Origin of the sequence: Pseudophaeobacter sp. C1-32P7 (assembly GCF_041008775.1) — a bacterium.
Lineage (GTDB): Bacteria > Pseudomonadota > Alphaproteobacteria > Rhodobacterales > Rhodobacteraceae > Phycobacter > Phycobacter gallaeciensis_A.
In genome coordinates, this window is the sequence record NZ_JAXGFR010000004.1 from 49,114 (window position 1) to 60,967 (window position 11,854).

Genomic DNA, 11,854 nt, shown 5'->3' on the forward strand with positions numbered 1-11,854 from the left:
GTCATGACGGGGTCAGCCTGCGATTGCGCGGGCCGCGAGAATCTTAGGGAATATGTCTCAATTGTGGCGCGGTGCCGCAAATGGGGCTGTGCTGGAACAAAGAAAGCCGCCCGGAACGGGCGGCTTTCAAATGTGTCAGAATGGCAATGCCGGAAGGGATCAGACCCAGGGGCGTTCCTGGGCCATCTTGTTTTCGAAGGCCTCGATCGCTCCGGCTTTCTCCATGGTCAGCCCGATATCGTCGAGACCGTTCAGAAGGCAGTGCTTCTTGAAGGCATCGACGTCGAACTTGATCACTTCGCCGTCCGAAGTGGTGATTTCCTGCGCCTCCAGATCCACGGTCATGCGGGCATTGGCTCCCTTTTCCGCGTCCTTCATCAGGATATCGACCTGTTCCTGCGGCAGAACGATCGGCAGGATGCCGTTCTTGAAGCAGTTGTTGAAGAAGATGTCGGCAAAGGAGGTGGAGATCACGCATTTGATGCCGAAATCTGCAATCGCCCAGGGCGCGTGTTCGCGGGAGGAGCCGCAGCCGAAGTTATCGCCCGCAACCAGGATCTCGGCGTTGCGATACTGCGGCTTGTTCAACACGAAATCGGGGATTTCGCTGCCGTCGCGATTATAGCGCATCTCGTCGAACAGGTTCTTGCCGAACCCGGTCCGCTGGATCGATTTCAGGAACACCTTGGGGATGATCATGTCGGTGTCGATGTTGACCAGCGGCATGGGCGCGGCGATACCGGTGAGCTTTTCAAACTTTTCCATCGTGCTGGCTCCTTACATCAAATCACGGACATCGGTCAGATGACCGGTGATGGCAGCGGCGGCGGCCATGGCCGGGCTGACCAGATGGGTGCGGCCCTTGTAGCCCTGACGCCCCTCGAAGTTGCGGTTCGAGGTGGCGGCGCAGCGCTCACCCTCGGACAGCTGGTCGGGGTTCATCGCCAGGCACATGGAGCAGCCCGCAAGGCGCCACTCGAAACCGGCCTCCTTGAAGATCTCGGCAAGGCCTTCTTCTTCGGCCTGAGCGCGGACCAGACCCGAGCCGGGCACGATCATGGCGCGCATGCCGTCCTTGATCTTCTTGCCTTTGACCACTTCGGCCACGGCCCGCAGATCCTCGATCCGGCCATTGGTGCAGGAGCCGATGAAGACGGTGTCGATCTCGATGTCGGTCAGTTTCTGACCGGGGGTGAGCCCCATATACTCGATCGAGCGGCGCGCCGCTTCGACCTTGCCGCCTTCGAACTCTTCGGGGGCGGGCACGACGCCGGTGATCGGCAGCACGTCCTCGGGCGAGGTGCCCCAGGTCACGACGGGCTGGATGTCTTCGCCTTTGAGCGTCACGACCTTGTCGAAATGCGCGCCTTCGTCGGTGTAGAGCGTCTTCCACCAGTCCATCGCGGCTTCCCACTGGGCGCCTTTCGGGGCGTGCGGGCGGCCTTTGACGTATTCAAAGGTGGTTTCATCCGGCGCGATCAGGCCAGCGCGGGCGCCGCCTTCGATGGCCATGTTGCAGACGGTCATGCGGCCTTCCATCGACAGATCGCGGATCGCTTCGCCGCAATATTCGATGACATAACCGGTGCCGCCGGCGGTGCCGGTCTCGCCGATCACTGCAAGGGTGATGTCCTTGGCGGTGACGCCCGGCTTCAGCTTGCCGGTGATCTCCACCTTCATGTTCTTGGATTTCTTCTGGATCAGCGTCTGGGTGGCCAGAACGTGTTCGACCTCGGAGGTGCCGATACCATGCGCCAGCGCGCCGAATGCGCCGTGGGTTGCCGTGTGGCTGTCACCACAGACCACGGTCATGCCGGGCAGAGTCCAGCCTTGCTCGGGGCCGACGATGTGCACGATGCCCTGACGAATGTCGCTGACCGGGTAATAGTGCACGCCAAATTCCTTGGCGTTCTTATCGAGCGCCGCGACCTGGATGCGGCTTTCCTCGGTCATCTGCGCCGGGTCTTCGCGGCCCATCGTGGTGGGCACGTTGTGATCCGGCACGGCGATGGTTTTATCCGGGGAATGCACGGTGCGGCCCGCCATGCGCAGCCCCTCAAAGGCCTGCGGGCTGGTTACTTCGTGAACCAGGTGGCGGTCGATATAAAGCAGGCAGGTGCCGTCCTCTGCTTCATGCGCAAGATGCGCATCCCAGATTTTGTCATAGAGTGTTTTGGGGGACATGGGTCCTCTCCCGTTCTGTATTGGAATAGCTGGCTTTGGGCTGGGCTGCAGCCTTATAGGCGCGCCAGGACCGTGCGGGCGGCGCCATAGAACCGTTCGCGCAGGCGTGCGCGGTCTTGCAGTTCGATTTTCTGGGCCAATACGAAGGTCATGCCTGTCAGATACATCCGCCCCGCCTGACAATCAAGGTTCGAGCAGTGCGGTTCGAAAGGGCGTCGCCCAATCCCGGCTGCGCGGTTTTCCTTGCAACCTCATTGCGGCCGACGCCATGCTGGGCGGTGGAGGTCCCCATGAATCAAGAGCAGTTGCCTGAGACATTGATCGAATTTCTGGTGTCGCTGTGGAGCAAAGTCTGGATGCTGTCGGAGCAGTTCCTGACCCCGGGCTGGCGACAGTACCAGATGCTGATCGTTGGCGGACTGGTGATTCTAGCTTATCTGCTGCGTCTTTTGACCAAAACACAGTGGGACCATTGGGGGCATCGCCGCACCGGCTGGCCAAAGTGGCGGCTGCGGGCGCTGATTCACATGATCCGGCGGCTGACGCTGATTTACTTCATCGTCTTGTCCTGGGCGGCTTACCTGCTGATGCAGAATGTGACCTGGCCGTCGCGCAGCTACCTGATCGGGATCGCGGCGACCCTGGCCACGGCCTGGCTGGTGATCGGGATCATCGCCCGGCTGGTGCGCAATCACACGCTGCGGCGGCTGTTCACATGGTCCCTGTGGATCTACGCGACGCTGGTGGCGCTGAACCTTGTCGATGACGTAGCAGAGTTTCTGGACAGCGTTGCGATCACATTTGGCGCCATGCACCTGTCGATGCTCGCGGTTCTGAAGGCGCTGATGCTGGCGGCGGTTCTGCTGACGCTGGCGCGGTTCGGCTCTAACGCGGCGGGCAAGGGGCTGAAGGGCAACAGCGATATCTCTCCTTCGATGCAGGTGCTGATCGGCAAGGCCATCCAGCTGGCCCTCTATGGGCTGGCAATCATTATCAGCATCCGCGCCATCGGCTTCGACCTGACCGGACTGGCCGTCCTGTCCGGTGCAGTTGGCGTTGGGATCGGCTTTGGTCTGCAGAAAGTGGTGTCTAACTTGGTGTCGGGTATCATCATCCTGATGGATCGCTCGATCAAGCCGGGGGATGTGATCTCGCTCGGGGAGACCTTCGGTTGGATCAACGCGCTGGGTGCGCGCTATGTCTCGGTGGTGACGCGGGACGGGCGCGAATACCTGATCCCGAACGAGGATCTGATCACCTCGCAGGTGGTGAACTGGTCCCATTCTGACCGCTACGTGCGGCTCGATATCAATTTCGGTACCGGCTATGGCGATGATCCGCATCAGGTGCGCCGGGTGGCCATTGCCGCTGCGCGCTCCGTGAATCGGGTGCTGTCCACTCCCGGCAAGGCGCCGGTCTGTCACATCACCGGCTTTGGCGACAGCAGCGTCGATTATGTGCTGCGGTTCTGGATCAGCGATCCCACGGCGGGGCTGACCAATATCCGGGGCAATGTGTTTCTTGCCCTCTGGGACGCCTTTCAGGCCGAAGGCATATCGATTCCCTTCCCGCAGCGCGAAGTTCGGGTTTTAAATACTCCGCTGGAAATCTCAGAGCCGGTAGAAGAGCCCGCGCCAGGGGCGCCAAAGGGTTGAAAAAGAGTGCGCATATGCCATCGCGGCAATGCAGCGAAGCTTCATTGAAAAAAGGCCCCTGTCTTGCTACATTTAACGCAACCCCGGCGCCGGGGGTGTTTCGGCGCGCAGCAAGGAGGACACTGTCCTGTCACCCGAACCCCAAGCGGCAGTTGCCGCTGTTAATGAGGCAGCCCCTATGCCTGCCAAGACTCGACCCACCAGCGAGGTGCTGCTGGAGCGGATCCTGACCTCTCTGGATGATGACAAGGCCGAAGATGTTGTGCAGATCGATCTGCGCGGCAAAACGGCCATTGGCGACTTCATGGTCATCGCTTCCGGTCGCTCAACCCGTCAGGTTGCGGCCATGGCCGAAAAGCTGACCGACCGGCTGAAGCAGGACTACGGCATCATCAGCAAGGTCGAGGGCAAGGACGCCGGCGACTGGGTGCTGATCGATACCGGCGACGTGATCGTCCATATCTTCCGCCCCGAAGTGCGCGAGTTCTATCAGCTGGAAAAGATGTGGGTGCCCGGCGCGGGCGCGACCAGCAGCTGATTTTGGAAACGGGGGCGGCTGCCCACGACCACCAGGTTCGGCGGCGCCCCGAAAGACCTACCTGTGATTTCCTTGGCTGAGATCGGCAGGCGGGCGGGATCCCTCTTATGCGTGTACATATCTGTGCGGTCGGGCGGCTCCGCTCCGGCCCGGAAAAATCCCTGATCGACGACTATCTGACACGGTTCGACCGCACCGGCCGCGCCCTTGGCCTTGGCCCTGCGCGGGTGGTTGAGGTCGAGGACAAGAAGAACCTTGGCATGTCCGCCGAGGCGGATCTGCTGCGCAAGGCTTTGCCCAAGGGCGCGCTGATCTGCACCCTGGATGAACGGGGCAAGCTGCTGTCCTCGCCCGATTTTGCGGGCAAGATGGCAGACTGGCGCGACAGTGGGCGACAGGATCTGGCGCTGATCATTGGCGGCGCCGATGGCATCGACCCGGGCCTGCGCGCCGAGGCGGATTTTTCGATCTCATTTGGCAAGATGGTCTGGCCGCATATGCTGGTCCGGGTGATGCTGGCCGAGCAGATCTACCGCGCCGCAACCATCCTGTCCGGTAGCCCCTATCACAGAACCTGATGGGGCTGGTCAGGGCAGGGTCAGGCGAAAGCTTTCGTCGCTCCAGCCATCCACGATGCAGCGCGCCTGAAGGCTGACATGCCGGGTTCCCTCCGGGATTGCGATGCCGCTCAGGCTGCGGGTGAAGGGCTGTTCGTTCACATGCGGATGCGCCAACACCCGCAGGCCCAGTTCGCGGCCATTCTCATCCAGCACGCGCCAGCCATCGGCATAGTGCTCCCATCCCGTATCGGCATGGGACAGCGTCACGCTGATCGTCCAGCTGCTGCCGTTCTGGTGGGCGGTTGCACCTTCGATTCGGGGCGCCTCGGCGAGGGCGGGAGAAGCCGCGCTCAGCGCGCAAAGCAGGATGATCATAGCAGGTTTCATGAAGTGCATCATAGTCGGGTCGCGGCTGGGTGCGGAATCATGAAGATGTGTCGTCCGCATCCTGTCTCCGCGTCTCGGGCGGAATGCGCAACAGCACGCTGCGGGACTGCGATGCGAATTCGCGCCGGTAAAGCACCGCCAAAGTGATCAGCGTGGCCAGGATCAGCGGGATCGCCCCCGCCAGCCACGCAGCCGAGGCCAGCGCGAAATAGGTGCAGCGCATACCCCGGTTGAAACTGCGCGCGGCGGTGATCGACAGATCCGCCGCCTGCGCCGCGCGGGGCAGGGCCAGTGGCTCAGCGGGATCATTGGGTACCGCTGCCATCAGTACCGAACAATAGCCGAACAACCGGTGCGCCCAGACATATTTCAAAAAGGCATTGGCCAGAAACAGCAGAACCGTCAGGATCTTGACCTCCCAGACAAAGGCGGGCGCGCTGTCCTGAATCAGATCCTCGGCAACGCCGGCCAGCTGTTCGGTATTGCCGATCAGCGCCAGTCCTCCGCCCATTGCGATCATCGAGGCCGAGGCAAAGAACGTCGTGCCTTGCCGCAGGCCGCTGATCAGCTGCGCGTCAAACATGCGCGGTTGGCGGGTCACCATCTGCACCATCCAGTCGCGCCGGAAATCCGCCATCAGGTAGGACACCGAAGGCTTGCCAGCCGCAGGGTTCTCGATCCGCCAGCCGATCCAGATCCAGCCCGCGACAATCAGCGTCAGCGCGGCAAAATCCAGGGTCGAAAACAGGGCGATACGGTCAATCCAGATCATGCCGCCACCCTAGCCCAGCAACTGGTCCCTTGCCAGATGGCATGAATTGGTAATATAAGTTTACCAAAGAGGAGTGCCCGCCATGGAAATGCCAGCCCCGGATCCCAAAGTCCTGTCGCGCAAAGCCCACCTGGCCGCGCGGCTGGCAAAGGTTTTGCCCGCAGACGCCCTGATCACGGAGGAGGCGGAAACCCGTGCCTATGAATGTGATGCGCTGACGGCTTACAAATGTCCGCCGCTGCTGGCGGTGCTGCCGCGCAGCACGGCTGAAGTGTCCGAGGTCCTGCGTATCTGCCACGAAGAGGGCGTGCCTGTGGTGCCGCGCGGGTCGGGCACCTCGCTGGCCGGGGGCGCCCTGCCAACCGCGGATTGCGTGATCCTGGGCGTTGCACGGATGAATGACGTGCTGGAGACCGATTACGAGAACCGCATCATCCGGGTGCAGACCGGGCGTACCAACCTCTCCGTATCCGGCGCGGTGGAGGAGGAGGATTTCTTCTACGCGCCCGACCCGTCGAGCCAGCTGGCCTGCGCAATTGCCGGCAATATCGCGATGAACTCGGGCGGGGCGCACTGTCTGAAGTATGGCGTGACAACCAACAACCTGATGGGCGTTACCATGGTGATGATGGATGGCACCGTGGTCGAAATCGGCGGCGCCCATTTGGATGCGGGCGGCTTGGATCTGCTTGGTGTCATCTGCGGCAGCGAGGGGCAGCTTGGCGTCGTGACCGAGGCGACCCTGCGGATTCTGCACAAGCCCGAAGGCGCCCGTCCCGTGCTGATCGGCTATGACAGTAACGAAGTGGCCGGCGCCTGCGTCAGCGATATTATCAAGGCGGGCGTGCTGCCCGTCGCTATCGAGTTCATGGACCGTCCCTGCATTGAGGCCTGCGAGGCCTTTGCCAAGGCGGGCTACCCCATGTGCGAGGCGCTGCTGATCATCGAGGTCGAAGGCAGCGATGCCGAGATCGACGCGCAGCTGAAGGTGATCAAAGACATCGCCCAATCCCACAACCCGGTCGAGCTGCGCGAAGCCACTGATGCGGATGAGGCCGCGCGGATCTGGCTGGGCCGCAAATCCGCCTTTGGCGCCATGGGGCAGATCAACGACTACATGTGCCTTGATGGGACTATTCCGGTGTCCTCTTTGCCCTACGTGCTGCGTCGCATCGGCGAGATGAGCAAGGAATTTGGGCTGGCGGTGGCCAATGTGTTTCACGCCGGCGATGGCAACATGCACCCGCTGATCCTGTTCGACGCCAATAAACCCGGAGACCTTGAACTCTGCGAGGAATTCGGCGCCGAGGTACTCAAACTCTGCGTCGAAGTCGGCGGCTGCCTGACCGGCGAACATGGCGTCGGGATCGAAAAACGCGATCTGATGCTGCACCAGTACTCGGGCGATGATCTGGAGGCCCAGCTGAAGGTCAAGGATGTCTTCGATCCGCAGTGGCTGCTGAACCCAGCCAAGGTCTTCCCGCTGTCGGTAACCGAAAGCCGCCGCACTCCGGCGCTGGCGGCGGAATGAACCCTGCCTTCAATGATTCTCCAGAACGTTTGGAAAAGACCATGATGCGACCCGAAAGCGAGGCCGAACTGGCCAGAATGATCGCTGCGGCCAAGGGCCCCCTCAACATCCAGGGCGGCGGCACCCGTGGCATGGCCGTGGAAGGGGAGACCCTGAGCCTTTCTGCCCTCAGCGGGGTTGAGCTTTATGAACCCGGCGCGCTGACACTTGTGGCCAAGGCCGGAACCCCGGTGGCAGAGATCGAGGGATTGCTGGCCGCAGAAAACCAGCGCCTTGCCTTTGAACCGGCAGATTATCGTGGTCTTCTGGGCAACGAAGGCACGCCGACCATCGGTTCGCTCTTTGCCGCCAATATCTCTGGCCCGCGCCGCATTCAGTCGGGCGCGGCACGGGATTTCTTGCTGGGCGTGCGTTTTGTCGATGGCACCGGCCAGATCGTCAAGAACGGCGGCCGGGTGATGAAGAACGTCACCGGCTACGATCTGGTGAAACTGATGTCCGGCGCGCAAGGGACGCTGGGAGTGCTGAGCGAGGTGTCCTTCAAGGTGCTGCCGCGTGCGGCGCAGATGGCCACGGTTTCGGTTGGCGGTCTGGATCTGCCGGGCGCGGTGCGGGCGATGTCCGCGGCGCTTGGCTCGCCCTTTGATGTGACCGGGGCCGCATATGATCCCGACACGATGACCGCCCATATCCGCGTCGAAGGCTTCGAAGAATCGGTGGGCTACCGCTGTGATGCGTTGGTGAAACGGCTGGCTGAGCACGGCATTGCGCACCGCGCCGAGGCGGACGAGGATCTGTGGCGTAGCATCCGCGATGTGGCAGCGTTCCACGGCCATGACGGTGATGTCTGGCGGATCAGCGTGAAACCATCCGATGCAGTGGAGTTGGCGCCGCGCCTTGGCGCGACGGCGCTGCAGTTCGACTGGGGCGGCGGCTTGATCTGGGCGCTGATGCCCGAAGGCAGCGATCTGCGCAAAAAGATGTCGGGCGAAGGCACCGGGATGGAACCGGTTCCAGGCCATGCCACCTTGGTCCGCGCCAGTGCCGAAACGGCTGCGCGCCTTGGCCGGTTCGAACCACAACCGGCGCCTCTTGCCGCCCTGTCCAAAGGGCTGCGCGACCAGTTCGATCCGCGCGGGATCCTGAACCCTGGCCTGATGGGATAAGACATGCAGACTGAATTTACCGAAGACCAGCTGAAGGATCCCGGCATCCAGCGCTCGAACGAGATCCTGCGTTCCTGCGTGCATTGCGGATTTTGCACCGCGACCTGTCCGACCTATCAGGTTCTGGGGGATGAGCTCGACAGCCCGCGCGGGCGGATCTACCTGATCAAGGACATGCTGGAAAACAACCGCGTGCCGGATGAAAAGACGGTCAAGCATATCGACCGCTGCCTGTCCTGCCTGGCTTGCATGACCACCTGCCCGTCGGGCGTGCATTACATGCACCTGATTGACCACGCGCGCGCTTATATCGACAAGAATTACAAACGCCCCTTTACCGACCGGGCGCTGCGCTGGGTTCTGGCGCAGATTCTGCCCTATCCGGGCCGATTCCGCCTCGCGCTGTTCGGTGCGAAACTGGCGCGTCCCTTCAAAGGGCTGGTGCCCGATGCGCGGCTTCGGGCGATGCTGGACATGGCGCCCAAGGATATCCCGCCGGTCAGCCGCAACGATGATCCGCAAAGCTTCACCCCCGCAGAGCCGCGCAAGAAGCGCGTGGCGCTGATGACGGGCTGCGCGCAAAAGGCGCTCAACACCGATATCAACGATGCCACCATCCGCCTGCTGACCCGGCTGGGCTGCGAAGTGGTCGTGGCCAAGGGCGCGGGCTGCTGCGGGGCGCTGACCCATCACATGGGCCGTGAGGACGAAAGCCACGCCACCGCGGCCAAGAACATCCGCGCCTGGTGTGCCGAGATCGACGGGCAGGGGCTGGATGCCATCGTCATTAACACCTCGGGATGTGGCACCACGGTGAAGGACTACGGCCATATGTTCCGCAATGATGCGCTGGCGGCGGATGCGGCGCGGGTATCGGAACGGGCGATGGATATTTCCGAACTGCTGATGAAACTCGACCTGCCCGAAGGCGATGACAAGGGGCTGACCGTTGCCTATCACGCGGCCTGCTCTTTGCAGCACGGCCAGCAGATCAAGACGCACCCCAAGACCCTGCTGAAACGCGCCGGGTTCAAGGTGGTGGAGCCTGCCGACAGTCACCTCTGCTGCGGTTCTGCCGGGACCTACAACCTGATGCAGCCGGAAATCTCGGGTCAGCTGAAGGCGCGCAAGGTCAAAACGCTGGAAGCCAAAAATCCCGACCTGATCGCCGCAGGCAACATCGGCTGCATGATGCAGATCGGATCGGGTACCAAGCTGCCCATCGTGCATACGGTTGAGCTATTGGACTGGGCCACCGGTGGTCCGAAACCGCCCGCGATGACCGATGGGAATGGACATGCCGCGACGGCAGAGGATCAGGTACCGATCTTGCGCTGATCCCACAGTGGTAAATTTTTGGCAGGGCCGGGCTGTATCAGCGCGGCCCTTGCCGTATTTTCGCCCTAACAGATACCTATCCTGAAAAGCGGGATGAGCGGGGAGACATGCGTGCGGATTTGGGTTTTCGGGATTTTGGCGGCACTGCTGCCTGCGGTGGTTGCGGCTGGGGACAGTCGTCTTCAGCGGCTCGACACCACGGATGCGGGCCGCGCCTGGGAGGCGGTTGGCCGTCTTGACGTCAATGGCGAAGGCTTCTGCACAGGGTCTCTGATCGCGCCAGATCTGGTTCTGACAGCGGCGCATTGTCTGTTTGACGGGCGCACCGGTCAGCGGATCGCCCCCGAGACCATCGAATTTCTGGCCGGCTGGCGCAATGGCCGCGCCTCGGCCTATCGCTCGGTGCGCCGAGCGGTGATCCACCCCGACTATGTCTTTGACGGCGAGGTTTCGACCGGGCGGGTGCGCAAGGATATCGCGCTGTTGCAACTGCAACGCCCCATCCGCAACACAACCGTCATCCCGTTCGAGACCGACCGGCGTCCGCGCAAGGGCAGCCGAATTGGTGTTGTCTCCTATGCCCATGACCGCTCTGAGGCGCCCTCGCTGCAAGAGGTCTGCACCGTCACCGCGCAGCAGAAGGGGGTATTGGTGATGTCCTGCGATGTGGATTTCGGCTCTTCCGGCGCGCCGGTGTTTTCCTTTGACGGGCAGGTGCCGCGTATCGTTTCCGTGGTCTCGGCCAAGGCCGAGGTGAACGGCCAGCGGGTGTCGCTGGGTGCGGCGCTGGGCGAGGGGCTGGATCTGTTGCAGGCACAGCTGACCGGCACCCATATCGGCAGCCGTATGCCGCCCGGTGTAGGCCGGGTTCAGGTCGGCGATGGCCGCCGCACCAGCGGCGCCAAATTCATCCGTCAGTAGGCCTCAGACGGGGGCATATTTCCGCGCCCTGCCAACCTCTTGAAACCCGCGATGCAGTCCTTATCTCGATTGTGTCGGGTCGCCGCCAAGCGGGGCCCGATGGAAATGAACGCCCTGCCCCAGACGTGGGAGGGCAATGTACATATCGCTCAATGATGAGGATGACACATATGCGTACCTTTGATTTTGCACCGCTGCACCGTGCGACCGTGGGTTTTGACCAGATCGCCGACCTGATGGACCGGGTTCTCAGCAACGATGTAAGCCAGCCCAGCTACCCCCCTTACAATATTGAAAAGACCGATGCCGACAGCTATCGCATCTCGATTGCCGTCGCCGGTTTCTCCGAATCCGATCTCAGTGTCGAGGTGAAGGAACACGCCCTGGTCGTTTCCGCCCGCAAGGCCGATGCGGATGAGGACCGGACCTTCCTGCACCGTGGCATCGCCACCCGCGCGTTCGAGCGCCGCTTCACCCTGGCCGACCATGTGCGCGTCACCGGCGCCAGCCATGCGGATGGCATGCTGCATATCGACCTGCAGCGCGAAGTGCCCGAGGCCCTGAAACCGCGCCGGATCGAGATCAGCTCTGCCACACCGCAGCGCGCCGAACTGGAAGCGCAGAAGGTCAACTGATCCTTCCCCGCACAGGGTTCTCCCTGCTTTGAAACTCCCCGAGGTCGCCGTCCTACCCGTGGCGGCCTTCCTTCCCCCGTGTCCGGATGCCGGGCGCGGGGGCTTTTGCGTTTGGCGCGTCTTATAGCTGGGGCTGACCGGATGGTAGGGAGCATCCTTTTCTGTTA

13 protein-coding genes are annotated in these 11,854 nt (G+C 62.3%); 8 read left to right on the forward strand and 5 right to left on the reverse strand.

Annotation, left to right across the window (positions count from 1 at the left end; translation table 11 throughout):
• Positions 1–159: 159 nt before the first annotated feature.
• The 3 genes from leuD to SM763_RS07005 are packed head-to-tail and all read right to left on the reverse strand — an operon-like array spanning position 160 to position 2,351.
• The gene (gene leuD / locus SM763_RS06995) at positions 160–765 is read right to left on the reverse strand and encodes a 3-isopropylmalate dehydratase small subunit (RefSeq protein WP_065271697.1); all 606 of its coding nucleotides are present in this window, start codon (positions 763–765) and stop codon (positions 160–162) included.
• A gap of 12 nt (positions 766–777) precedes the next feature.
• Positions 778–2,184, reverse strand: coding sequence for a 3-isopropylmalate dehydratase large subunit (gene leuC, locus SM763_RS07000; protein WP_368998079.1), 1,407 nt, complete (start codon positions 2,182–2,184; stop codon positions 778–780).
• Positions 2,185–2,237: 53 nt separating this feature from the next.
• Positions 2,238–2,351 carry an isopropylmalate isomerase gene (locus SM763_RS07005; RefSeq protein ID WP_065271695.1) on the reverse strand — a complete coding sequence of 38 codons (114 nt, stop codon included), beginning with the start codon at positions 2,349–2,351 and terminating at the stop codon, positions 2,238–2,240.
• Positions 2,352–2,474: 123 nt separating this feature from the next.
• Between SM763_RS07005 and SM763_RS07010 the strand changes: the two genes are divergently transcribed.
• The 3 genes from SM763_RS07010 to rlmH all read left to right on the forward strand — a co-directional run bounded on the left by SM763_RS07010 (position 2,475) and on the right by rlmH (position 4,955).
• Positions 2,475–3,839 (forward strand): mechanosensitive ion channel family protein, encoded by a 1,365-nt coding sequence (locus SM763_RS07010; protein ID WP_368998080.1) that lies wholly within the window; start codon positions 2,475–2,477, stop codon positions 3,837–3,839.
• Positions 3,840–4,017: 178 nt separating this feature from the next.
• Positions 4,018–4,377 (forward strand): ribosome silencing factor, encoded by a 360-nt coding sequence (gene rsfS / locus SM763_RS07015; protein WP_274830456.1) that lies wholly within the window; start codon positions 4,018–4,020, stop codon positions 4,375–4,377.
• A gap of 107 nt (positions 4,378–4,484) precedes the next feature.
• Complete coding sequence (gene rlmH / locus SM763_RS07020; RefSeq protein WP_274835610.1) at positions 4,485–4,955, forward strand: 23S rRNA (pseudouridine(1915)-N(3))-methyltransferase RlmH; 471 nt, start codon at positions 4,485–4,487, stop codon at positions 4,953–4,955.
• Between the two features lie 9 nt (positions 4,956–4,964).
• On the opposite strand, the gene SM763_RS07025 is transcribed toward rlmH, so the two are convergent.
• Both SM763_RS07025 and SM763_RS07030 read right to left on the reverse strand, forming a co-directional pair.
• Positions 4,965–5,324 (reverse strand): hypothetical protein, encoded by a 360-nt coding sequence (locus SM763_RS07025; RefSeq protein WP_368998081.1) that lies wholly within the window; start codon positions 5,322–5,324, stop codon positions 4,965–4,967.
• A 37-nt stretch (positions 5,325–5,361) separates the two neighbouring features.
• Positions 5,362–6,096 (reverse strand): DUF599 domain-containing protein, encoded by a 735-nt coding sequence (locus tag SM763_RS07030; RefSeq protein WP_065271692.1) that lies wholly within the window; start codon positions 6,094–6,096, stop codon positions 5,362–5,364.
• Between the two features lie 82 nt (positions 6,097–6,178).
• Here SM763_RS07030 and SM763_RS07035 point away from each other — a divergent pair, with 82 nt between their 5' ends.
• From SM763_RS07035 to SM763_RS07055, 5 genes are all read left to right on the forward strand, one after another.
• Positions 6,179–7,627 (forward strand): FAD-linked oxidase C-terminal domain-containing protein, encoded by a 1,449-nt coding sequence (locus SM763_RS07035; RefSeq protein ID WP_065271691.1) that lies wholly within the window; start codon positions 6,179–6,181, stop codon positions 7,625–7,627.
• A 44-nt stretch (positions 7,628–7,671) separates the two neighbouring features.
• Complete coding sequence (locus SM763_RS07040; RefSeq protein ID WP_368998229.1) at positions 7,672–8,793, forward strand: FAD-binding protein; 1,122 nt, start codon at positions 7,672–7,674, stop codon at positions 8,791–8,793.
• Between the two features lie 3 nt (positions 8,794–8,796).
• On the forward strand, positions 8,797–10,131 hold the full coding sequence (glcF, locus tag SM763_RS07045; RefSeq protein WP_368998082.1) for a glycolate oxidase subunit GlcF: 1,335 nt from the start codon (positions 8,797–8,799) through the stop codon (positions 10,129–10,131).
• Positions 10,132–10,224: 93 nt separating this feature from the next.
• On the forward strand, positions 10,225–11,052 hold the full coding sequence (locus SM763_RS07050) for a trypsin-like serine peptidase (RefSeq protein WP_368998083.1): 828 nt from the start codon (positions 10,225–10,227) through the stop codon (positions 11,050–11,052).
• Positions 11,053–11,222: 170 nt separating this feature from the next.
• Positions 11,223–11,687, forward strand: coding sequence for an Hsp20 family protein (locus SM763_RS07055; RefSeq protein ID WP_368998084.1), 465 nt, complete (start codon positions 11,223–11,225; stop codon positions 11,685–11,687).
• Positions 11,688–11,854: the final 167 nt, after the last annotated feature.